This window comes from Micromonospora sp. ATLC16, from assembly GCF_057196645.1.
In genome coordinates this window covers 79,967-102,370 of record NZ_JBXUOW010000003.1, presented here as the reverse complement: position 1 = coordinate 102,370, position 22,404 = coordinate 79,967, and the positions used below count along the sequence as shown (strand labels likewise).

15 protein-coding genes are annotated in these 22,404 nt (G+C 71.2%); 3 read left to right on the top strand and 12 right to left on the bottom strand.

Annotated features, from left to right (window positions below):
• Positions 1 to 4 precede the first annotated feature (4 nt).
• Positions 5 to 439, bottom strand: coding sequence for a hypothetical protein (locus AC2CHE_RS02555; protein ID WP_484503246.1), 435 nt, complete (start codon positions 437 to 439; stop codon positions 5 to 7).
• 182 nt (positions 440 to 621) lie between these two features.
• Entirely contained in the window at positions 622 to 3,171 is a 2,550-nt protein-coding gene (locus AC2CHE_RS02550) for a Tex family protein (protein WP_484503245.1), read from the bottom strand.
• Positions 3,172 to 3,233: 62 nt separating this feature from the next.
• On the opposite strand from AC2CHE_RS02550, the gene AC2CHE_RS02545 reads away from it, so the two are divergent.
• The gene (locus AC2CHE_RS02545; protein WP_484503244.1) at positions 3,234 to 4,745 is read left to right on the top strand and encodes a deoxyguanosinetriphosphate triphosphohydrolase family protein; all 1,512 of its coding nucleotides are present in this window, start codon (positions 3,234 to 3,236) and stop codon (positions 4,743 to 4,745) included.
• Positions 4,746 to 4,782: 37 nt separating this feature from the next.
• On the opposite strand, the gene AC2CHE_RS02540 is transcribed toward AC2CHE_RS02545, so the two are convergent.
• From AC2CHE_RS02540 to AC2CHE_RS02515, 6 genes are all read right to left on the bottom strand, one after another.
• On the bottom strand, positions 4,783 to 5,934 hold the full coding sequence (locus AC2CHE_RS02540) for an MBL fold metallo-hydrolase (RefSeq protein WP_484503243.1): 1,152 nt from the start codon (positions 5,932 to 5,934) through the stop codon (positions 4,783 to 4,785).
• A 49-nt stretch (positions 5,935 to 5,983) separates the two neighbouring features.
• Complete coding sequence (locus AC2CHE_RS02535; RefSeq protein WP_484503242.1) at positions 5,984 to 6,994, bottom strand: serine hydrolase; 1,011 nt, start codon at positions 6,992 to 6,994, stop codon at positions 5,984 to 5,986.
• 51 nt (positions 6,995 to 7,045) lie between these two features.
• Positions 7,046 to 8,227: a zinc-dependent alcohol dehydrogenase gene (locus tag AC2CHE_RS02530; protein ID WP_484503241.1), complete on the bottom strand. Its 1,182-nt coding sequence runs from the start codon at positions 8,225 to 8,227 to the stop codon at positions 7,046 to 7,048.
• A 180-nt stretch (positions 8,228 to 8,407) separates the two neighbouring features.
• On the bottom strand, positions 8,408 to 9,169 hold the full coding sequence (locus AC2CHE_RS02525) for a succinate dehydrogenase/fumarate reductase iron-sulfur subunit (RefSeq protein ID WP_484503240.1): 762 nt from the start codon (positions 9,167 to 9,169) through the stop codon (positions 8,408 to 8,410).
• Positions 9,166 to 11,106, bottom strand: a complete 1,941-nt coding sequence (locus AC2CHE_RS02520) for a fumarate reductase/succinate dehydrogenase flavoprotein subunit (RefSeq protein WP_484503239.1) — start codon at positions 11,104 to 11,106, stop codon at positions 9,166 to 9,168. Before AC2CHE_RS02520 ends, AC2CHE_RS02525 begins: the two co-directional genes overlap by 4 nt.
• 2 nt (positions 11,107 to 11,108) lie before the next feature.
• Complete coding sequence (locus AC2CHE_RS02515) at positions 11,109 to 11,801, bottom strand: succinate dehydrogenase cytochrome b subunit (protein WP_484503238.1); 693 nt, start codon at positions 11,799 to 11,801, stop codon at positions 11,109 to 11,111.
• A gap of 77 nt (positions 11,802 to 11,878) precedes the next feature.
• On the opposite strand from AC2CHE_RS02515, the gene AC2CHE_RS02510 reads away from it, so the two are divergent.
• The gene (locus AC2CHE_RS02510) at positions 11,879 to 12,811 is read left to right on the top strand and encodes a LysR family transcriptional regulator (RefSeq protein ID WP_484503237.1); all 933 of its coding nucleotides are present in this window, start codon (positions 11,879 to 11,881) and stop codon (positions 12,809 to 12,811) included.
• A 61-nt stretch (positions 12,812 to 12,872) separates the two neighbouring features.
• Here AC2CHE_RS02510 and hrpA read toward each other — a convergent pair whose 3' ends face one another.
• Entirely contained in the window at positions 12,873 to 16,940 is a 4,068-nt protein-coding gene (hrpA, locus tag AC2CHE_RS02505) for an ATP-dependent RNA helicase HrpA (RefSeq protein WP_484503236.1), read from the bottom strand.
• Positions 16,941 to 17,315: 375 nt separating this feature from the next.
• Here hrpA and AC2CHE_RS02500 point away from each other — a divergent pair, with 375 nt between their 5' ends.
• Positions 17,316 to 17,690: a cytidine/deoxycytidylate deaminase family protein gene (locus AC2CHE_RS02500; RefSeq protein WP_484503235.1), complete on the top strand. Its 375-nt coding sequence runs from the start codon at positions 17,316 to 17,318 to the stop codon at positions 17,688 to 17,690.
• A 168-nt stretch (positions 17,691 to 17,858) separates the two neighbouring features.
• Here AC2CHE_RS02500 and AC2CHE_RS02495 read toward each other — a convergent pair whose 3' ends face one another.
• The 3 genes from AC2CHE_RS02495 to AC2CHE_RS02485 all read right to left on the bottom strand — a co-directional run bounded on the left by AC2CHE_RS02495 (position 17,859) and on the right by AC2CHE_RS02485 (position 22,333).
• A complete protein-coding gene (locus AC2CHE_RS02495) occupies positions 17,859 to 18,752 on the bottom strand; it encodes an endonuclease domain-containing protein (protein ID WP_484503234.1) in 894 nt (297 codons plus the stop codon).
• Positions 18,753 to 19,063: 311 nt separating this feature from the next.
• Positions 19,064 to 19,708: a hypothetical protein gene (locus tag AC2CHE_RS02490; RefSeq protein ID WP_484503233.1), complete on the bottom strand. Its 645-nt coding sequence runs from the start codon at positions 19,706 to 19,708 to the stop codon at positions 19,064 to 19,066.
• 120 nt (positions 19,709 to 19,828) lie between these two features.
• Entirely contained in the window at positions 19,829 to 22,333 is a 2,505-nt protein-coding gene (locus AC2CHE_RS02485) for a DEAD/DEAH box helicase (RefSeq protein WP_484503232.1), read from the bottom strand.
• Positions 22,334 to 22,404 lie beyond the last annotated feature (71 nt).

The window sequence follows — 22,404 nt, the reverse complement described above, 5'->3', positions numbered from 1 at the left end:
CTGCTCAGAGGTCTGCGTCGCCCGCGTCGAGCCGCCGCTGCAACATGATCCGCAGCGGCAGCGACTCGCCGTCCCGGGCACCCTCACCGACGATCAGCGGGGCCGGGTCGGGCTGCGGATCGGCACCGAGAAGCCGGGCGCGCAGTGAGCGCGGCACGGTCAGCAGGTGAAAACGACCGTCCACATCAACCGCCCGGCTGCGCGCCCGGTCGATGTACCAGCCGTGCAGGCCGGTCCGGTAGCGGGCCCGGCCGTCATGCGACCGGGCGACAAGTCGGGTGGTGGTCAGGTCGCGCCGCCGTGCCTCGGCAACGAACGCGCTGACCAGTGCCGCCGCCTCTGCCTGCTCGGCCTCCCGGCGTCGCTGCGCGGCCGCCGCGTGCGCCAGCACCGCCTGCTGCCGCGTCTCCCGCCAGTCCGGGCCGCCGTCGCTCACCACGCCCCGACGGTACGCCCACCCACGCCCCACCCACCCACCACCCGCCACCCACGCGTGGCCAGCAACTTCGGCGATGTTGCTGTCTCAATCCGCTCAGAGGCAGCACGTTCGGGGATGTTGCTGCCTAACCCCGGCTGGGAGGCAGCAACATCCCCGAAACTGTCCGGGTATTGAACTCCGTGTCAGAGTAGGCCGGCGCGGCGTAGCGCGTCGGCCATCGCGCCGTCGGCGGGCGCGGAGGCACCGCCCCGGCCTTGGCGCACCTGCCCACCGCGGCCGTGGCCGCCTCGGCCCTGTCGATCACGGCCCTGAGCGCCCTGAGCGCCCTGCTCGCCCTGCCGGGCACGGCCCTCACCGCCCTGCCCGCCACGATCCTGGCCGCCACGACCCTGCCCGCCACGACCCTGCCCGCCACGATCCTGGCCGCCCTCGCCCTGGCCGCTGTGCCCGGCACGGCCCTGTCCGCCGCGGCCCTGGCTGCTCTGCCGGCCGCCTCCCTGCTGGTCCGCATCGCCCCGGCCGCCACCACGTCCGGTGCCGGGCTCGGACTCGTCATCCAGGCGCAGGGTGAGCGAGATCCGCTTGCGCGGCACGTCGACGTCCAGCACCTTGACCTTCACCACGTCGCCGGACTTGACCACGTCGCGCGGGTCCTTGACGAAGGTGCGGGACATCGCCGAGACGTGCACCAGCCCGTCCTGGTGCACCCCGACGTCCACGAACGCGCCGAACGCCGCCACGTTGGTGACCACGCCCTCAAGCACCATCCCCGGCGTCAGGTCACTGATCTTCTCCACACCCTCGACGAAGGTCGCCGTCTTGAACTCCGGCCGTGGATCGCGGCCCGGCTTCTCCAACTCGGCGAGGATGTCGGTGACGGTGGGCAGGCCGAACGTGTCGTCGACGAAGTCGGTCGCCCGCAGCCCTCGCAGGATGGTGCTCCTGCCGATGACCGCGCGCAGGTCCTGGCTGGTGCTCGCCAGGATCCGGCGCACCACCGGGTACGACTCGGGGTGCACGCTTGAGGAGTCCAGCGGGTCGTCGCCGCCGGGGATGCGCAGGAAGCCCGCGCACTGTTCGAACGCCTTCGGGCCGAGCCGGGCCACCTTCTTCAGTTCGGCGCGGGTGCGGAACGGGCCGTTGGCGTCCCGGTGCAGCACGATGTTCTCGGCCAGCCCGGCGCCGATGCCGGAGACCCGGGTCAGCAGCGGCGCGGAGGCGGTGTTGACGTCCACGCCGACGCCGTTGACGCAGTCCTCCACCACGGCGTCCAGCGACCGGGAGAGCTTCACCTCGGACAGGTCGTGCTGGTACTGCCCGACACCGATGGAGCGCGGGTCGATCTTCACCAGCTCGGCGAGCGGGTCCTGGAGGCGGCGGGCGATGGAGACCGCGCCGCGCAGCGACACGTCCAGCCCGGGCAGTTCCTGGGCGGCGTACGCGGACGCCGAGTAGACCGACGCGCCGGCCTCGGAGACCACCACCTTGGTCAGCTTCAGCTCCGGGTGCCGCTTGATCAGGTCACCGGCCAGCTTGTCGGTCTCCCGGCTGGCGGTGCCGTTGCCGATGGCGACCAGCTCGACCCCGTGCGCGGCGGCCAGCGTGGCCAGGGTGTGCAGCGAGGCGTCCCACTGCCGGCGCGGCTCGTGCGGGTAGATCGTGTCGGTGGCGACCACCTTGCCGGTGGCGTCCACCACCGCCACCTTCACTCCGGTCCGCAGGCCCGGGTCCAGCCCCATCGTGGGCCGGGCACCGGCCGGCGCGGCCAGCAGCAGGTCCCGCAGGTTGGTGGCGAAGACCCGGACGGCCTCCTCCTCGGCCGCCTGCCACAACCGCATCCGCAGGTCCGCGCCGAGGTGGATGAGGATCCGGGTACGCCAGGCCCAGCGCACCGTGTCGGCGAGCCAGCGGTCGGCGGGCCGCCCCTGGTCGCTGACCCCGAACCGACCGGCGATGGCGGCCTCGTAGCGGGTCGGCCCGGTCACCACCGCGTCGACGTCGCCGTCGGCCTCCGGGTCCATGGTCAGGTCGAGCACGCCCTCCTTCTCGCCCCGGAACATGGCCAGGATGCGGTGCGAGGGCAGCTTCGGGTACGGCTCGGCGAAGTCGAAGTAGTCGGCGAACTTCGCCCCGGCGCTCTCCTGCCCCTCACGTACCCGGGACACCAGCCGGCCCCGCGACCACATCTGCTCGCGCAGCGTGCCGATCAGGTCGGCGTCCTCGGCGAACCGCTCGATCAGGATGGCCCGCGCCCCGTCCAGCGCGGCGGCGGCGTCGGCCACCCCCTTGTCGGCGTCGACGAAGGCCGTGGCGGCCCCGCGCGGGTCCTGGGTCGGGTCGCCGAGCAGCGTGTCGGCGAGGGGCTCCAGCCCGGCCTCGCGGGCGATCTGCGCCCGGGTCCGCCGCTTCGGCTTGTACGGCAGGTAGATGTCCTCCAGGCGGGACTTCGAGTCGGCCGCCATGATCTGCGCTTCCAGGGCCTCGTCGAGCTTGCCCTGGGCGCGGATGGACTCCAGCACCGCAGCGCGCCGCTCGTCCAGCTCGCGCAGGTACCGCAGGCGCTCCTCCAGCGTGCGCAGCTGGGTGTCGTCGAGCAGGCCGGTGGCCTCCTTCCGGTACCGCGCGATGAATGGCACGGTGGCACCACCGTCGAGCAGCTCCACGGCCGCGCGTACCTGGCGCTCGGCGACGCCGAGTTCCTCGGCGATCCGCTGATGAACAGAGAGGGTCACGATGTCGCTCCGCCTTCGGGTGTGGGTTCCGTGGTGCATTCTGCCGGGCTACCGTGGCGATCATGGAACCACCTGCGGACCCCCGGGCGCGCCGACTCTTCGGCGGCAGCGCGCGGGCCCTCGGCGACCTGGCGACCAGCCCGTTCCGGGCCGACCGGGACCGCATCGTCGGCTCGCCGTTCTTCACCCGGCTCGGCGGCGTCACCCAGGTGGTCAGCCCGGGCGGGTCCGGGCTACTGGTGCACAACCGGCTCACCCACAGCCTCAAGGTCGCCCAGGTGGCCCGGGCGATCGCCGAACGGCTCACCGCCGACGGCCAGCAACGCGACCTGGTGGAGAAGCTGGGCGGCTGCGACCCGGACGTGGTGGAGGCCGCCGCGCTCGCCCACGACCTCGGGCACCCGCCCTTCGGACATCTGGGGGAGCGGGTGCTGGACCGGCTGGCCCGGCACCGGCTCGGCCTGACCGACGGGTTCGAGGGCAACGCCCAGTCGTACCGGATCGTCACCTCGACCGAGATCCGGGGCGCGGCGACCACCGGCCTGGATCTGACCGCCGCGGTGCGGGCGGCCATGCTGAAGTACCCGTGGACCCGGCTGGACCACCCCGACCCACACCCCCGGACGATGGATCCGCCGCCGCGCGGCGCGACCCCGCCGCCGGACGACCCGGACAGCGGGTCGCTGAAGTTCGGGGCGTACCGCACGGAGCTGGACGACCTGCGGCAGGCCCGGGCACCGTTCGCCGGCCGGATCGCCGACTGGCAGCAGACCGTCGAGGCGTCGGTGATGGACACCGCCGACGACATCGCGTACGCCATCCACGACGTGGAGGACTTCTACCGGGTCGGTGTGCTCCAGCAGGGAACGGTGGCCGCCGAGCTGATGGCCTGGCAGCGTGAGAACGGCCAGCTGCGGGCGATCACCGATTCCGCGCTGGCCACGTCGGCCCGCCGGCCCGGCTCGTCGATCGAGCGGCTACGTCGCCAACTGCACCACAAGGACGGCTGGGTCGCCGATGACGAGGCGTTCGCCGCCGCCGTCGAGCATGTCCGGGAGGAGCTGGTCGAGGGGCTGCTCGCGTTGCCGTTCGACGGCTCGATCGAGGCGGAACAGTACGTGGCCCGTTTCTCCGCGCGGTGGACCACCCGCTTCGTGGACGCGATCACCGTCGTCGAGCAGCCCGCCGTACGCTCCGGGCACGTGCTGCTGGCCCCGGCGCAGTGGCACGAGGTGCAGGTGCTCAAGTTCGTGCATTACCGGTTCGTGCTGGCCCGTCCCGACCTGGCGTTGCACCAGCGCGGTCAGGCCCGACTGCTCGACACCCTGGTCGAGGCGCTGCGCGAGTGGCTGCTCGACCCGGAGGAGGAGTCCCGGCTGCCCCGGCGGCTGCACGACCTGGTGGAGCTGGCCGAGGCGGAACTGCATCCGCGTACCCCGGACCGGATCGGTAAGGCACGCGGCCGGGCCACCGTGGACTTCGTCGCCCAGCTCACCGACGGTCAGGCGGTGGCGATGCTGGACGCGCTGTCCGGCCGCTCCGGCGCCCTCTGGACCGACGCCTTCGTCCTCTGAGACGGGCCGGGCTCGGTGACCCCGGGCCGTCGGCGGCTCAGGCGATGGCCTGCCACCAGCCGTCGACCGGCGGCGGGTCGTCGACCACCACCCGCTCACCGGGGCGCGGCACGGCCAGCCGCACGTCGCGGGCCTTCGCCTCGGCCCAGAGCCGGTCCACCGGCTCGGACCAGTCGTGCAGGGCGAGGTTGAACGTGCCCCAGTGCACCGGCAGGAACAGCCCACCGCGAAGGTCCAGGTGGGCGGTCACCGCCTCCTCGGGGAACATGTGGATGCCCGGCCAGGCCCGGTCGTATGCGCCGATCTGCATCAGCGTCACGTCGAACGGCCCGTGCGCGGCGCCGATCTCGGCGTACCCGCCGAAGTAGCCGGAGTCTCCGGTGTAGTAGACGCGGCGCTGCTGGCCGGCGACCACCCAGGAACTCCACAGCGTGCCGTTGCGGCGCAGGCCCCGGCCGGAGAAGTGCTGGGCGGCGGTGCAGGTGATCTCCAGCCCGGCCACCCGGTGGGTCTGCGACCAGTCCAGCTCGATGATCCGCTCCGCCGGTACCCCCCAGCGGTCGAGGTGGGCACCGACCCCGAGCGGCACCAGGAACGGCGCCGACTGCCGGGCGGTCAGTTCCCGCACCGTGCCCATGTCGAGGTGGTCGTAGTGGTCGTGCGAGATCAGAATCGCGTCGATTCGGGGCAGTTCGTCGAGGCGTACCGGCGGTTCGTGCAGTCGACGGGGGCCGACCGCGGTCGACGGGGAGCACCTGTCGCTCCACACCGGGTCCAGCAGCACCCGTCGTCCCTCGATCTCGATCAGGGCGGAGGCGTGGCCGTACCAGACGACGTTCAGCTCGCGCGCCGGGTCGATCCCGGTCTCGGCGGCCGGTCGCAGCAGCGGCACGGGTGCGCCCGGCCGACGCTTCTGCTTGCCGAGGAGCAGTTCCCGGAACAGGTTGCGGTCGGAGACGGGCACCATCGTGCGGGTGTCCGTCCGGTTGTGGAAGATGCCGTCCCGGAACTGCGGTGACCGGGCCGCCCGTTCGGCGCGGGTGCCGGCCAGCCGGCCGCCGATCGCGGCGGGCACGTTCCGCGCGGCCCAGGCCGCTCCGGCGAGCCCGGCCAACGCGGCCAGGCCCGCCACCGAGCCGGTGATCCGCCGACCGGTCGTCCGTCCGCTCGGCTTGTTTGGCGCCCGCATGGTCCCCCCTCGGTTGATCCGAGGTCCACGGTAGCCGTACCGGTCGGGTTCAGCCGCCGTTGCTGGGGCGGTACGTGTGCTTGCGGTGGGTGGTTCCGGTGCCGTCGAGACCGGCGGTGAGGTCCATGACCCGCCGACCCCACCGGGCCCGTGCCTGTACGGCGGGGTGGGTGGCGCCGAAGTCGTCCGCGCCGGACTGCCCGTCGGCGAAGAGGGCGTACGTCACCAGTGGCGCACCGGCAGTGTCGAAGATCACTCCCGCTTCGTGTCGGGCGTCGACGAACCAGCCGGCCTTGGTGGCGACGCGGGCCCGTTCGGCGGAGGACATCTCACGGCGTACCCCGTCGGTGAAGGCCACCGGCGAGCGCAGCAGCCGCAGCACCCGGTCGGTCGAGGCGGGGGAGAGCAGGGTGCCGGCGACCAGCGACCGCAGCAGGTCGTGGGTCTCCCGTGGGGTGCTGGTGCCCAGGAAGAAGCGGTTCGGGTCGGTCACCGGCCGCACCTGCGTGTTCGGGAGGCCCTTGGCGACCAGGGTCTGGTTGACCTCGGCGGCCGGGCAGACCAGCCCGCAGAGCCGTACCGCGGTGTCGTCGGAGACGGTCAGCAGGTTCGTCAGGACGTGGCCGACGGTGACCAGGCTGGGGAAGGCGCCGTCCAGGCCGAAGATGCCGTCGCCGCCGGTCACCACGATCGCCTCGGTCGCCTCCACCTGCTGGTCGAGGGTGAGCAGGCCCCGGTCGACCTTGTCCAGCACCGCGACCGCCACGGCGATCTTGTTGACGCTGTACGCCTCGATGCGCAGGTCCGCCGCCTCGTTCACCGCGACCAACGGCCCGTCCGGGCCGGCGAGGCTGACGTACGCCTGCCAGTTCCCGCCGGCTCGGCCGCTCACCCGTTGGAAGGCGGCGGCGATCCGGGCGGCGAGCCGTTGGCGATCACTGCCCGACCCGCCGCCCGTGCTCGCCTGCGCGGTGGCGTCAGCGGCGGCGGGCATCGCGGTGCCGAACACGGTGCCGGCCGTCGCCACGGTGCCCAGGCCGGGCGCGGTCCTGCGGTCCATCCGAAAGGTCACTCGGCCGAAGGATCGACGCGAGCGATCCCGTCAACGGGCTCACGGGGCGAGAACGACCTTCACACAGCCGTCCTGCTTCTTCTGGAACATCTCGTACGCCTGCGGCGCCTGCTCCAGCGGCAGCCGGTGGGTACGCAGGTCGGTCACGCCGAGCGGGTCCTCGTCGGTGAGCAGCGGGATGATCTCGTCGGTCCAGCGCCGCACGTGGCACTGACCCATCCGCACCTGGATGCCCCGGTCGAACATCTCCATCAGCGGCAACGGGTCGACCTCGCCGCCGTACACCCCGGAGATGGAGACGGTGCCGCCGCGCCGGGTGGCCTTGAGCGCGGCCTTGAGCGCGACCAGCCGGTCGATCCCGAACTTGTCGATCATCGGCTGGGCGAGCTTGTCCGGCAGCAGCCCGGCGGCGGCCTGGCCGAGCTTGCCCAGCGGCGCGCCGTGCGACTCCATCCCGACCGCGTCGATCACCGCGTCCGGCCCGCGCCCGTCCGCCAGGTCGATCAACGTGCCGGGCACGTCGTCGAGCTGGGAGATGTCCAGCACCTCCACGCCGTGCCGGCGGGCCATCTCCAGCCGCTCGGGCACCACGTCGAGGCCGATCACCCGGTCCGCGCCGAGGTGGCGGCCGATGCGGGCACAGAACTGCCCGACCGGCCCCAGCCCGAAGACCGCCAGGGTGCCGCCGCGTGGGGTGTCGGCGTACTTCACCGCCTGCCAGGCGGTCGGCAGGATGTCGGAGAGGTAGAGCCACCGCTCGTCCGGTCCGTCGTCCGGCACCTTGATCGGGCCGAACTGGGCGAACGGGACGCGGAGGAACTGGGCCTGCCCGCCGGGCACCGAGCCGTAGAGGGAGGTGTAGCCGAACAGCGCGGCGCCCTTGCCCTCGGCGGTGACCTGGGTGGTCTCGCACTGGGCGTAGAGCTGCCGCTGGCACATCCAGCAGGATCCGCAGGCGATGTTGAACGGCACCACCACCCGGTCGCCGGGCTTGAGTCGGGTCACCTCCGACCCGACCTCCTCGACGATGCCCATCGGCTCGTGGCCGAGGATGTCACCCGGCTTGAGGTACGGCCCGAGGACTTCGTACAGGTGCAGGTCGGAGCCGCAGATGGCGGTGGAGGTGATCCGTACGATCGCGTCGGTCGGATCCTCGATCCTCGGGTCGGGCACGTCCGCGACCCGTAGGTCCCGCTTGCCCTGCCAGGTCAGTGCCCGCATGCCGCCCCCTCGTCGCCGCCACCCCTGTAGTCAACCTGCTACCCGCGACAACACCCTTCAACCGCCCCCCACCCCCTCCACCCCCCTCCGCAGAGGTTGATCATGAGGTTGGCGGCAGTCGTTGATCTTCAAACTGCCGCCAACCTCATGATCGACGGAGAGGATCGGGTCGGGCGGCGGTCAGGTGCCGGGGGTGTCGGCGTGGCGGGTGGTGGCCGCCAGGTAGTCGCGGTTGAGGCGGCCGATGGTGGTCAGCGGGATGCCCTTCGGGCAGACCACTGTGCATTCGCCGGCGTTGGTGCAGCCGCCGAAGCCGGCCTCGTCGTGCGCGTCGACCATGTCGATCACCCGGGTGTAGCGCTCCGGCTGGCCCTGGGGGAGTAGCGAGAGCTGAGTGACCTTGGCTGCGGTGAACAGCATCCCGGAGCCGTTCGGGCAGGCCGCCACGCAGGCGCCGCAGCCGATGCAGGCGGCCGACTCGAAGGCGGCGTCGGCGTCGGCCTTGGCCACCGGCACGGCGTGCGCCTCCGGTGCGCTGCCGGTGGGCGCGGTGACGTAACCGCCGGCAGCGATGATCTTGTCGAAGGCGTTGCGGTCGACCACCAGGTCCTTGATGACCGGGAAGGCCCGAGCCCGCCACGGCTCGATGTCGATGGTTTCGCCGTCGGAGAACTGCCGCATGTGCAGTTGGCAGGCGGTGGTGCCGCGCTGCGGGCCGTGCGCGTCCCCATTGATCATGAGACCGCACATGCCGCAGATGCCCTCACGGCAGTCGTGGTCGAAGGCGACCGGCTCCTCACCGGCGAGGATGAGCCGCTCGTTGAGCACGTCGAGCATCTCCAGGAACGACATGTCCGGGGAGACGTCGTCGACCTGGTACTTCACCATCCGACCCGGGTCCTGAGGGCCGGACTGACGCCAGATGCGCAGGGTCAGGTTCACTTGTAGCTCCGCTGCGTGGGGTGGACGTATTCGAAGTTCAGGTTCTCCTTGTGCAGCACCGAGGGCTCACCCGTGGCGGTGAACTCCCAGGCCGCGACGTACGCGAACCGGTCGTCGTCGCGCTGCGCCTCGCCCTCGGGGGTCTGGTGCTCGGCGCGGAAGTGGCCGCCGCAGGACTCCTCCCGGTGCAGGGCGTCGATGCACATCAGCTCGGCCAGCTCGAAGAAGTCGGCGACTCGGCCGGCCTTCTCCAGCGACTGGTTCAAGCCCTCGCCGTTGCCCGGCACCCGGACCCGCTGCCAGAACTGGTCCCGCAGGCCACGGATCTCGTCGATCGCCTTGCGCAGCCCGGCCTCGGAGCGCTCCATGCCGCAGTGCTCCCACATGATCTGGCCCAGCTCGCGGTGGAACGAGTCCACCGTCCGGTCACCGTTGATCGCGAGCAGTCGCTGGACGCGGTCCTCCACGTCGCGACGGGCCTCGACGGCCGCCGGGTGGGTCGCGTCGACCTTGTCGAACGGGCCGGCGGCGGCGAGGTAGTTGGCGACCGTGTTGGGCAGCACGAAGTACCCGTCGGCCAGGCCCTGCATCAGCGCCGAGGCGCCGAGCCGGTTCGCGCCGTGGTCGGAGAAGTTCGCCTCACCGATGACGAACAGGCCCGGGATGGTCGACTGGAGGTCGTAGTCGACCCAGAGGCCGCCCATCGTGTAGTGCACGGCGGGGTAGATCCGCATCGGCACCTCGTACGGGTCCTCGCCGGTGATCCGCTCGTACATCTCGAAGAGGTTGCCGTACTTGGCCTCGATGGCCTTGCGGCCCAGCCGGTCGATGGCGTCGGCGAAGTCGAGGTAGACCCCGAGCTTCGTCGGGCCGACACCCCGACCCTCGTCGCAGACGTTCTTCGCGGCCCGGGAGGCGATGTCCCGGGGCACCAGGTTGCCGAAGGACGGGTAGATGCGCTCCAGGTAGTAGTCGCGTTCGTCCTCGGGGATGTCGCGCGGGACGCGGTCGTCACCCTTGGCCTTCGGCACCCACACCCGGCCGTCGTTGCGCAGCGACTCGCTCATCAGGGTCAGCTTCGACTGGTGGTCGCCGGAGACCGGGATGCAGGTCGGGTGGATCTGGGTGTAGCAGGGGTTGGCGAAGTACGCGCCCTTGCGGTGCGCCCGCCAGGTGGCCGTGACGTTGCAGCCCTTGGCGTTGGTGGAGAGGTAGAAGACGTTGCCGTAGCCGCCGGAGGCGAGCACCACGGCGTCGGCGAACTCCGTGGTGATCTCGCCGGTGACCATGTCCCGGACCACGATGCCCCGGGCCTTGCCGTCGACGACGATCAGCTCCAGCATCTCGTGCCGGGCGTTCATCTCCACGTTGCCCAGGCCGATCTGCCGCTCCAACGCCTGGTACGCCCCGAGCAGCAGCTGCTGGCCCGTCTGGCCCCGGGCGTAGAAGGTGCGCTGCACCTGCGCGCCGCCGAACGACCGGGTGTCGAGCAGACCGCCGTACTCGCGGGCGAAGGGCACGCCCTGCGCGACGCACTGGTCGATGATGTTGACCGAGACCTCGGCCAGCCGGTGCACGTTCGACTCGCGGGAGCGGAAGTCACCGCCCTTGACGGTGTCGTAGAAGAGCCGGTGCACCGAGTCGCCGTCGTTGCGGTAGTTCTTGGCGGCGTTGATGCCACCCTGCGCGGCGATCGAGTGCGCCCGGCGGGGGCTGTCCTGGTAGCAGTACGACTTGACCCGGTAGCCCTGCTCGGCGAGCGTGGCCGCGGCGGAGCCACCGGCGAGGCCGGTGCCGACCACGATCACCGTCATCTTGCGGCGGTTGGCCGGGTTGACCAGCTTCGCCTCGAAGCGGTGACGTTCCCAGCGGGTCTCGATCGGGCCGTCGGGAGCCCTGGTGTCGGCGATCGGGTCGCCGTCGGTGAACAGATCCATGGTCAGGACACCAATCCGGTGAGTACGGCGAGCGGCACCACGAGGAAGCCGGCGCAGAGCGCGACGGCGAAGACCAGCGCCACCACCCGTGCCCGCTGCTCGCCGCGCGGGGTCTGCTGGCCCAGGCTGCGCAGTGCGCTGAACGCGCCGTGCCGCAGGTGGAAGCCGAGCGTGACGATCGCCAGCATGTAGAAGGCCGTGACGTACCAGCGCTCCGGGGCGAAGTTGGCGACCACGTTCGCGGACGGCCGGGACGGGTCGCCGACCGGGTTCAGCGTGCCGGTGGTCAGGTCGAGGATGTGGTAGATCACGAAGAGCAGGATGATCACGCCGCCCCACCGCATGGTCCGGGCCGCGTAGCTGCCCCGGACCTTCTTGCGGTGCGCGTAGCGGACCGGGCGGGCGGCGCGGGCGCGCAGAGCCAGGACGGTGGCGGCCCAGATGTGCAGCAGCACCGCCGCCAGCAGGCCGACCCGCTGGATCCACAGGAACCCGGTGCTGGGCAGCACTGGGACGCCGAGGTCCCGCAACCAGTGCGCGTAGTGGTCGAACGAGGTCGCGCCCGAGAAGATCTTCAGGTTGCCCACCATGTGGGCGATGAGGAACAGCACCAGCAGGATGCCCGTCGCCGCCATGACGGCCTTGAGGCCGACATTGGATCGGATGGGCGAGCGGGTTCTCGTCGTGACTACCACTCAACCGACGCTAGGAGCACTTCGATCAGTCGTCCAATGCATCGACACCGCAGCCTTGATAGCCATAAGCTATGTAGATGCAGCTCCATCAGCTGAAGTACTTCGTCGCGGTGGCTGAAGTACGACATTTCACCCAAGCGGCCGACATCGTGGGCATCACCCAGCCCTCATTGAGTAAGCAAATTCACGCGTTGGAGGACACTCTCGGCGCACCTCTGTTCGAGCGGGTAAGGGGCAACATAACGCTGACCGCGGCGGGGGAAGTGCTGCTGCCGTTGGCCAAGCGGATCCTGGCCGACGTCGAGACCGCCACCCGGGAGGTGCAGGAACTGGTCGGCCTGCGGCGTGGCCGGGTACGCCTCGGCGCCACCCCCAGCCTCGCCACTTCCCTCGCCCCGCCGGTGCTCCGCCGGTTCCGCGACGCCCACCCGACCGTCGACCTGCGGATGGAGGAGGGCGGCTCGCAGGACCTCGTCCGTGACCTGCTCCGGGGCGACCTCGACCTCGCGTTGATCATCATGCCCGCTCAGGGCACCGATCCCGGCCTACGGGCCGACCCGATCCTCACCGAGAACCTGGTGGTCGCGTCGGTCGACCCGGTGCCCACCGCCACGCCCGGCGCCGACCTGCGCATCACCGATCTGCGCGAGCAGCCGATGGTGATGTTCCGCGAAGGGTACGACCTGCGCGACGCCACCCTTCAGGCGTGCCGGGACGCCGGCTTCGAACCGACCCTGTCGGTCGACGGCGGGGAGATGGACGCGGTGCTCAGCTTCGTCGAGGCCGGGCTGGGCATCGCCGTGGTCCCCGGCATGGTGGTGGCCCGCCGGGCCGGCATCCGGGTCACCCGGCTCGCTCCTCCGGGCGTACGCCGCACCATCGCCGTGGCCCGCCGCCGGAACGCGGTGCCCACCCACGCCGGCCGCGAGCTACGCCGCATCCTGCTCGACTACGTGCACACCGCCACCGCCGCCGCCCAACTGCCCCCCGGTGTCGAACCCCTGCCCTAGTCCTTGTTGATCATGAGGTTGTCGGCGGTTTTCGATCTCAGAAGTGCCGCCAACTTCATGATCAACGAGGTTGGGGGGTTTCGGCGTCGTCCATGGCGCGGTAGATGCGTTGCTCGGAGACGGGGTGGGGGGTGCCGAGGGCCTGGGCGAAGATGCTCACTCGCAGTTCCTCGATCATCCAGCGGATCTGGCGCACTGCGGGGGAACCGCGGCGTGCCGGGGGCAGGGCGGCGAGCAGCTCGTCGTACTCGCGTTGCACCACCGCCACGCGGTCCTGCTGCTGCTTGTCCCGGGCCGGGTTACCCGGCAGCCGGTCCAGTCGACGCTCGATCGCGGTCAGGTAGCGCAGCAGGTCGGGCAGCCGGGCGTAGCCGGCCTCGGTGACGAAGCCGGCGCGCACGAGACCGGTGAGCTGGTTGCGGATGTCGGCCAGGGCGGCCACCACGGCCAGGTTCCTCGTCGCGCCGAGGCGCTGCTGCACCGCGTACGCGGCGGCGAGCACCGCCCGGACCCGGTCCATCACCGCCACCACCGTGTCGACCAGCTCAGCCCGGACCTTCTCGCGCAGCGCGGCGAAACCCGACTCGTCCCAGACCGGCCCGCCCGCGTCGGCGATCAGCCTGTCGATCGCCGCGCCGGCCGCGTCCTCGATCAACGCCTGCACCCCGCCGTGCGGGTTGCGGGACAACGCCAGCTTCGCCTCGTTGCTCAGTCGCCCCTGGAGGAACTTCGCCGGCGACGGCACGGTCAGCCGCAGCAGCCGACGGGTACCCGCCCAGTGGGCGGCCTCCTGCTCGGCCGGGGAGTCGAACACCTTCACGCCGACCGTGGCGCCCTCGTCCACCAGCGCCGGGTAGGCGGTCACCGCGTACCCGGCCCGTACCTGCTCGATGGTGCGTGGCAGCGTGCCGATCTCCCAGCCGGTCAGCCCCGTGCGGGCCAGCTCCGGCGCGGCGGCGGCCACCACCTGACGTACCTCGGCCTTGAGTTGACGCTGCAGGGCCGGCAGGTCCTTGCCCTCGGCGACCGGTGTGTCGTCGTCACCGAGCACTCGGAAGGTGACCCGCAGGTGCGGCGGCAGCTTGGCCAGATCCCAGGCGTCCCGGGGCACGGTCACCCCGGTCATCCGCCGCAACTGCCGGGTCAGCGCGTCCAGCAGCGGCTCCTCACCCGGGGTGATCGCGGCGAGCGCGGCGCGGGCGTAGTCGGGGACCGGCACGAAGTTGCGCCGTACCGGCTTCGGCAGCGACCGGATCAGCGCGACGACCAACTCCTCACGCAGCCCCGGCACCTGCCAGTCGAAGCTCTCGGCGGGCACCTGGTTGAGCAACGGAAGCGGGATGTCCACCGTCACGCCGTCGGTCGCCGTACCCGGGTCGAACGTGTACGTCAGCGGCAGCGCCACCCCGTCGGCCCGCCACTCGTCGGGGTAGTCGGCCCCGTTCAGCCCGCCGCGACCCGCGTTGACCAGCAGTTCCCGAGTGAAGGTGAGCAGTTCGGGCTGCTCCCGGCGGGTCTTCTTCCACCAACTGTCGAAGTGCCGCCCGGAGACCACCTCGGCCGGAATCCGCTCGTCGTAGAACTGGAAGATCGTCTCGTCGTCGACCAGGATGTCGCGCCGCCGAGCCCGGTTCTCCAACTCCTCGATCTCGGTCAGCAGCCGCTGGTTGTCCCGCCAGAACTGGTGGTGGGTGGACCAGTCGCCCTCCACCAGCGCGTGCCGGACGAACAACTCCCGGCTCAGCGTCGGGTCGATCCGGCCGAAGTTGACCTTGCGGGAGGTGACCAGCGGAACGCCGAAGAGGGTGACCTTCTCGTACGCCATCACCGCCGCCTGCTTCTTCTCCCAGTGCGGCTCGCTGTAGCTGCGCTTGACCAGATGCTGAGCGAGCGGCTCGACCCACTCCGGCTCGATCCGCCCGTTCACCCGCCCCCACAGCCGGGAGGTCTCCACCAACTCGGCGGCCATCACCCAGCGGGGCGGCTTGCGGAACAGCGCCGAGCCCGGGAACAGGGCGAACTTCGCCCCGCGCGCGCCCAGGTACTCGTGTTTCTGGGCGTCCTTGAGACCGACGTGCGACAGCAGGCCCGGCAACAGCGACTGGTGCACCTTCGGTGTGTCGATCTCCTCCGGCAGGTCCGCGCCGCCCTGCCGTCGCCCGCCGCCGTCGGGCGCACCGTCCGCGCCGCCCCGCCGACCACGTCCCCGGCTCTTGTCGTCAGGGGTACGCAGCACCTGCCGCAACTGGCTGACGATGTCCTGCCACTCCCGGACCCGCAGATAGTTGAGGTACTCGGCCCGGCACATCCGGCGGAACGCGCTGGAGGAGAGCGCCCGCTGCTGCTCCCGCAGGTACCGCCACAGGTTGAGGTACGCGACGAAGTCGGACTCGGCGTCGGCGAACCGGGCGTGTGCCTGGTCGGCCTGGGCCTGCCTGTCCGCCGGCCGCTCGCGCGGATCCTGGATCGACAGGGCCGCGGCGATCACCATCACCTCGGTGGCGCAGCCGTTGCGCTCGCCCTCCAGGACCATCCGGGCCAGGCGGGGGTCGACCGGCAACTGGGCCAGCCGCCGGCCGAGCGTGGTGAGCCGTTTCGTCGGCTCGCTCTCGGCCGGATCGAGCGCACCCAGTTCGTGCAGCAGGTTCACGCCGTCGGTGATGTTGCGCCGGTCCGGCGGGTCGATGAACGGGAAGGCGGCGATGTCGCCCAGGCCGATGGCGGTCATCTGGAGGATGACCGAGGCCAGGTTGGTCCGCAGGATCTCCGGGTCGGTGAACGCGGCACGGGAGTCGAAGTCCTGCTCGTCGTAGAGCCGGATGCAGATGCCGTCCGAGGTACGCCCGCAGCGGCCCTTGCGCTGGTTGGCGCTGGCCTGCGAGATCGGCTCGATCGGCAGCCGCTGCACCTTCAGCCGCTGCGAGTAGCGGGAGATCCGGGCGGTGCCGGGATCGACCACGTACTTGATGCCGGGCACGGTCAGCGAGGTTTCCGCGACGTTCGTGGCCAGCACCACCCGGCGTCCGCCGTGCGGGGCGAAGACCCGGTGCTGCTCGGCGACGCTGAGCCGGGCGTACAGCGGCAGGATCTCGGTGTTGTGCAGGGGCCGCCGGTTCTGCACCAGCCTGCCCAGCGCCTCGGCGGTGTCCCGGATCTCCCGCTCACCGCTGAGGAAGACGAGGATGTCACCCGGCCCCTCGGCGGCCAGTTCCTCGACGGCGTCACCGATGGCCTGGATCTGGTCGCGGACGTTCTCCTCGTCGGCTTCCTCCTCGTCGCCTTCGGCGACCTCGACCAGTGGCCGGTAGCGCACCTCCACCGGGTAGGTCCGGCCGGAGACCTCCACCACCGGGGCCGGCTCGCCGTCGGGATGCTCGGCGGTCGGCGGCCCGGCGAAGTGCCGGGCGAACCGGTCGGTCTCGATGGTCGCCGAGGTGATGATCACCTTGAGGTCGGGACGGCGGGGGAGGAGCTGCCGGAGGTACCCGAGAATGAAGTCGATGTTGAGGCTGCGCTCGTGCGCCTCGTCGATGATCAACGTGTCGTACTGGCGCAGCATCCGGTCGGTCTGCAACTCGGCCAGCAAAATGCCGTCGGTCATCAACTTGACCAGGCTCTTCTCGCCCACCTGATCGGTGAAGCGCACCTTGTAGCCGACCACGTCACCGAGTTCGGTCCCCAACTCCTCGGCGATCCGGTCGGCCACCGTACGCGCGGCCAGCCGCCGGGGCTGGGTGTGCCCGATCAGGCCGCCGATGCCGCGCCCCAGCTCCAGGCAGATCTTCGGCAACTGGGTGGTCTTGCCCGAGCCGGTCTCCCCCGCCACGATCACCACCTGGTGGTCGCGGATCGCCGCCGCGATGTCGTCCTTACGCTCGCTCACCGGCAGACTGGCCGGGTAGACGATCTTCGGGACCGCCGCCTTCCGCCGCTCCAGCCGGCCCTCCGCCGCAGCCGTCTCGGCGACGATCTCCGCCAGCACCGACTCGCGTCGCTGCGGGTCGCGAAGCTTCCGCAGCCCATCGAGCCGACGGCGCAGGTGACGCTGGTCGCGGAACATCAGCGGAGTGAGGCGACCCTGCAACTCGCGGACGGAATCGGTCGCGGCGGATGAGGCTGGATTCTGCATATCGTGGCCAAGAATAGGCAGCCGACCGCCGGTCCGCCTCCCGGTTACCCGCCCGTGCTTGGCTTGCTCGACCCGGCTGGCCTTGGCACCTCCCGTGCTCTGCTCGACCCGGCCGTGCTCTGCTCGACCCGGCCGTGCTCTGCCCGACCCGGCCGTGCTCTGCTCGACCCGGCCGTGCTTCACCCGGCGCAACGGTTGCGGCGGGTAACTGATGCGTGGGTTGAAGCAGAGCGGCAGGGGGACGTACACCTTCCCGACGATGCCGCGCAGGGCGTACCAGGGTGGGGCGGTGGCGTGTCACCGTCGACGGGGAGGTCTATCGTTGGGCGCCGGGCCGGGCCGGGCCGGGAGCGGGACACGGGGACGCCGATGATGATGCGTGACACCGATAGGGCGCTGGTGCAGGCTGCCAGCGCGGTCGCGAAGCTGCGTTGCCGCAGCGCCACCCACACCCTCGCCACGGCGGCCCGTACCGCCGACGGCCGGGTGATCTCCGCAGTCAACGTGGTGCACGCGACGGGAGGGGCCTGCCCCGAGACTGTCGCGCTCGGCACCGCCGCCACGCAGGGCGTGGCAGAGCTGGACACGATCGTCACCGTCGGCGACCGCGGCCAGACCCTGGTCACCCCCTGCGACGCGTGCCGCCAGCTCCTGGCCGACCGCTATCCGGCCTTACGCGTCATCGTCGGCAACCCCGAGGACCCGAAGGTCGTGCCCGTCACCGACCTGACCCCAACCATCCCCAACTAGCCCGCCCCGCTCCCAGCCGTGATCCACGAGACGTGCAGTTTCGGGGAAGATGCTGCCTCCGGTCGCGGCGAGGCGACATCTTCCCCGAAACTGCACGGCGACTCCGGGGCGACTGCGGGGCGACTTTGTGGGTGGTGGCTGCTTGCGGCGGGTTGTCTGTGGGCGGGGTCAGCGCGTTGGGGTACGGAGGGCTTGGCGGAGTTCGGCGAGGAAGCCGTCGAAGTCCTCGCGGAGTCGTTGGGCGGTCACGTGCAAGACGATCCAGCCCTCGCCGAGCAGGCGGTTGAGGCGTCGCCGGTCGCGATGGAGTTGCTGCGGGTCGTCGTGCCAGAGTCCGTCGTACTCGACGGCGATTTTGAGCTTTGGCCAGGCGAGGTCGACCCGGGCGACGAACCTGCCGTCGCGCTCAACCACGAACTGGGTGACGGGCCGGGGAAGACCGGCCAGCAGGATCCGCACTCGCAGCCGCGATTCCTGGGCCGACTCCGCGCCCGGGTCGGCCAGCTGTGCCACCCGAAGCATGCGTCTCCAGCCTCGGGCGCCGCGACGACGGTCCACCACTTCCCGCAGCTGATCGGCGCGTACGAGTCGCTGGCCGAGTAGCCGGTCCACCACGACCACGGCCTCCTCGACGCTGAGCCATTGAGCCAGATCCCAGCAGGTACGCAGCGGCGTGGTGACCGGCATACCAGCGTGCGCCAGCACGTCGATCTCGGCGACCTCGCCGGTGTGCACAGCGAGACCGGCGACCGGCCCGAACCGGAGCCCGGTCGGCACTAGGATGTCAAGCGGTTCGGCATCCCCGATGAACCCGGCACCGAACAGTGCGGTGGCGCTCCGACCGGCGATCACCGCACCGGGTGGCAGAACCCACCGCGCCGCGGCTAGGCAACGGGTGCGGTGCGAGAGCGTGAGCTGTGCGTCGGCGTACACGTCCCGGAAGACCGGGCGCCATGCGCTGCTGCGCAGCTCGCCCCGGGTCAGCAGCCCTCGGGCCACAGCACGGGAACCACGGAAGACGCGCCCACGCAGTTGCGGTGGACGCCGAGCGGAAGTTGGCATGTCGTCCACGATGGACGACTGGGAGTACTCCCCGACACCCCTGTGGATAACCCGCCGCACCACACCACGCGACCCGCCCAACCCGCACCACACCACGCGACCCGCCCAACCCGCACCACACCACGCGACCCGCCCAACCCCGCGCCGCGCCGCCAATCCGCGCGCAACCCCACCTCGCTGCGCCGCCACGCGAGGCACCGGTCGAGCAACTTCAACGCGACGTGACGTGACGCGACGTGACGTGACGTGACGTGACGCGACGCGACGCGACGTGACGTGGGGGGGTGGGGGTGGGGGTGGGCGGGTCGGGTTCAGGCGGCGGCGGACCAGATGGCGCGGAAGGCTGCTGCCTCGCCGGCGAGCCAGCGTTCGATCTCGTCGGGCCTGGCGTTGTCGGGCATCCGGTGGGTGATGCCCCGGCGTACGTCGACCAGAACCGGCTCGGCGTGCGGGAGCACGGCGTCCATGTGACGGGCGGTCAGGTGCAGTGCCGCCAGTGTCGCCTCCTCGCTGGGCGGGGCCTCGTCGAAGTGCAGGCGGACCGCCTCGGCGTGGCCGTCTGCGTACCGGATGCCGAAGTGGGGGTTGATCTTGATGGGGAGGTCGCCGAGCATGGCCAGGGCGTCGCGGGTCTGGTTCAGGTCGACCCCGGCCGGCTCGCCGAGCGAGTGCAGCCACGCCGTCGCGCCGGGCACGAGCGACTGGTAGAGCGGGCGCCAGCGGGGCTTGACCACGTCGACCACCTGCGCCAGGTGGGTGCCGCCGGTGTGGAAGGCGATGTCGGCCTTGAGGGCCTTGACGAACTGGCCGTGCGGGTTGAACCCGGAGCGGCTCGCCCGCTGTCGGCGTAGGCCGCCGACGAAGCTGGCCTTGGTCGGGCCGGTGCGGTCGACGTACCGGGTGAAACCGAGGAGGGTTGCGTACGGCGTGAGGGGGGCGGAGATGGGCGCGGTCACGAGCATCCTCCCAGTTCAGGAACTCGATTAGTACATACATTCTAATCGACGAGCCTGATATCGCCCAGGGTACGAAAGGGGCCGCCCGGGCATCCCGGACGGCCCCTCGTAGGAAAATTTTCAGAGCTGGCCGACGTCGGTGATCCGGACGACGGCGGCGCCCGCTTCGTCGGAGGCGGCCAGGTCGACCTCGGCGCTGATGCCCCAGTCGTGATCGCCCTCCGGGTCGTCCAGAATCTGCCGTACGGTCCAGCGCTCCCGACCCTGTTCGATCATCAGCAGCGCCGGGCCGCGGGCGTCCGGACCGGTCCCGATCCCGTCGTACGACTCGAAGTAGGGCTCCAAGGCGTCGGCCCAGGCGTCGGCGGGCCAACCGGAGTCGGCGTCCAGCTCGCCCAGCGCGTCCCACTGGCGCAGCGCGGCCAACTCGACCCGCCGGAACAGGGCGTTGCGCACCAGCACCCGGAACGCCCGCGGGTTGCGGGTGACCGCCGCCGGCCGGTCGTCCAGGGCGGCGGCCACCTCGGGCAGGTCGGTCGGGTTGCGCAGTCGCTCCCACTCGTCGATGAGGCTGGAGTCGACCTGGCGGACCAGCTCGCCCAGCCACTCGATCAGGTCGACCAGTTCCTCGGTCTTGGCCTCCCCGGGCACCGTCTGCCGCAGCGTCTTGTACGCGTCGGCGAGATAGCGCAGCACCAGCCCCTCCGAGCGGGACAGGCCGTAGAACTGCACGTACTCGGTGAAGGTCATCGCCCGCTCGTACATGTCCCGCACCACGGACTTGGGGGAGAGCTGGTGGTCGGCCACCCACGGGTGCCCCCGCCGGTACATCTCGTAGGCGTTCTCCAGCAGCTCCGCGAGCGGCTTGGGCCAGGTCACCTCGTCGAGCAGTTCGAGGCGGGCCTCGTACTCGATGCCCTCGGCCTTCATCGCGGCGACCGCCTCGCCACGAGCCTTGAACTGCTGCGCGGAGAGCACCTGGCGCGGGTCGTCGAGGATCGACTCGATCACCGACAGCACATCCAGGGCGTACGACGGGGAGTCGCCGTCCAGCAGCTCGATGGTGGCCAGCGCGAGCGGCGACAGCGGCTGGTTGAGCGCGAAGTCGAGTTGCAGGTCGACGGTGAGCCGGACCCGCCGCCCGGTCTCGTCCGGCTCGGGCAGTTCCTCGACCACACCGCCGGCCCGTAACGCCCGGTAGATGGCGATGGCCCGGCGGATGTGCCGGCGCTGGGCGGCGGCGTCCTCGTGGTTGTCGGTGAGCAGGTGCCGCATGGCCACGAACGCGTCGCCGGGGCGACCGATGACGTTGAGGAGCATCGAGTGGCTGACCTGGAAGCTGGAGGTGAGCGGTTCCGGTTCGGCCTCCACCAGGCGGTCGAAGGTGGGCTTGCCCCAGCCGATCGAGCCCTCCGGCGGCTTCTTGCGTACCACCTTGCGTCGCTTCTTCGGGTCGTCACCGGCCTTGGCGAGGGCCTTCTCGTTCTCGATGACGTGTTCGGGCGCCTGTACGACGACCCGGCCGATGGTGTCGAAGCCGGCCCGGCCGGCCCGGCCCGCGATCTGGTGGAACTCGCGCGCCTTGAGCAGCCGGGTCCGTACCCCGTCGTACTTGGACAGGCCGGTGAACAGCACCGTGCGGATCGGCACGTTGATCCCGACGCCGAGGGTGTCCGTACCGCAGATGACCTTGAGCAGCCCGGCCTGGGCGAGGGTCTCCACCAGCCGGCGGTACTTGGGCAGCATCCCGGCGTGGTGCACGCCGATGCCGTGCCGGACCAGCCGGGACAGGGTCTTGCCGAAGCCGGAGGTGAACCGGAACCCGCCGATGGCAGCCGCGATCATGTCCTTCTCGGCCCGGGTGCAGACGTTGACGCTCATCAGCGCCTGGGCGCGTTCCAGGGCGGCGGCCTGGGTGAAGTGCACCACGTACACCGGGGCCTGCTTGGTGTCCAGCAGCTCTTCCAGGGTCTCGTGCAGCGGCGTCATCGCGTACGAGAAGAGCAGCGGGACCGGCCGCTCGGCCGAACGGACGACGGCGGTCGCCCGGCCGGTACGCCGGGTCAGGTCGTCGACGAACCGGGTGGTGTCGCCGAGCGTGGCCGACATCAGCACGAACTGCGCCTGCGGCAGCTCGATCAGCGGCACCTGCCAGGCCCAGCCCCGGTCCGGCTCGGCGTAGAAGTGGAACTCGTCCATGACCACCTGGCCGACGTCGGCCCGGCTGCCCTCCCGCAACGCCAGGTTGGCCAGGATCTCCGCGGTGCAGCAGATGATCGGGGCGTCGGCGTTGACGCTGGCGTCGCCGGTGAGCATGCCGACGTTCTCCGCGCCGAAGACCTCGCACAGCGCGAAGAACTTCTCCGACACCAGCGCCTTGATCGGCGCGGTGTAGAAGGTCGTCCGGCTGTCGGCCAGGGCGGCGAAGTGGGCGGCGACGGCGACCAGGCTCTTGCCCGAGCCGGTCGGCGTATTCATGATCACGTTGGCCCCGGAGACGATCTCGATGACCGCCTCCTCCTGGTGGGGGTAGAGGTCCAGGCCGCGCTCGGACGCCCAACTGGCGAACGCGTCGTAGAGGGTGTCGGGGTCGGCGGTCTTGGGCAGCGCGGCGGTGAGTGTCATGGCCGGTCCATGGTGCCTGGATCACGCGCCGCGACGCCAACCGGGCCCTGGCGCCTGGCCCGGCCAGGGCG

Coding starts and splice junctions, on each gene's coding strand:
- AC2CHE_RS02545 (WP_484503244.1), top strand. CDS start 3,234: ATGGAACCACCTGCGGACCCCCGGGCGCGCCGACTCTTCGGCGGCAGC.
- AC2CHE_RS02485 (WP_484503232.1), bottom strand. CDS start 22,333: ATGACACTCACCGCCGCGCTGCCCAAGACCGCCGACCCCGACACCCTC.
- AC2CHE_RS02495 (WP_484503234.1), bottom strand. CDS start 18,752: ATGCCAACTTCCGCTCGGCGTCCACCGCAACTGCGTGGGCGCGTCTTC.
- AC2CHE_RS02530 (WP_484503241.1), bottom strand. CDS start 8,227: ATGCGGGCACTGACCTGGCAGGGCAAGCGGGACCTACGGGTCGCGGAC.
- AC2CHE_RS02535 (WP_484503242.1), bottom strand. CDS start 6,994: ATGGACCGCAGGACCGCGCCCGGCCTGGGCACCGTGGCGACGGCCGGC.
- AC2CHE_RS02520 (WP_484503239.1), bottom strand. CDS start 11,106: ATGGATCTGTTCACCGACGGCGACCCGATCGCCGACACCAGGGCTCCC.
- AC2CHE_RS02540 (WP_484503243.1), bottom strand. CDS start 5,934: ATGCGGGCGCCAAACAAGCCGAGCGGACGGACGACCGGTCGGCGGATC.
- AC2CHE_RS02510 (WP_484503237.1), top strand. CDS start 11,879: ATGCAGCTCCATCAGCTGAAGTACTTCGTCGCGGTGGCTGAAGTACGA.
- hrpA (WP_484503236.1), bottom strand. CDS start 16,940: ATGCAGAATCCAGCCTCATCCGCCGCGACCGATTCCGTCCGCGAGTTG.
- AC2CHE_RS02500 (WP_484503235.1), top strand. CDS start 17,316: ATGCGTGACACCGATAGGGCGCTGGTGCAGGCTGCCAGCGCGGTCGCG.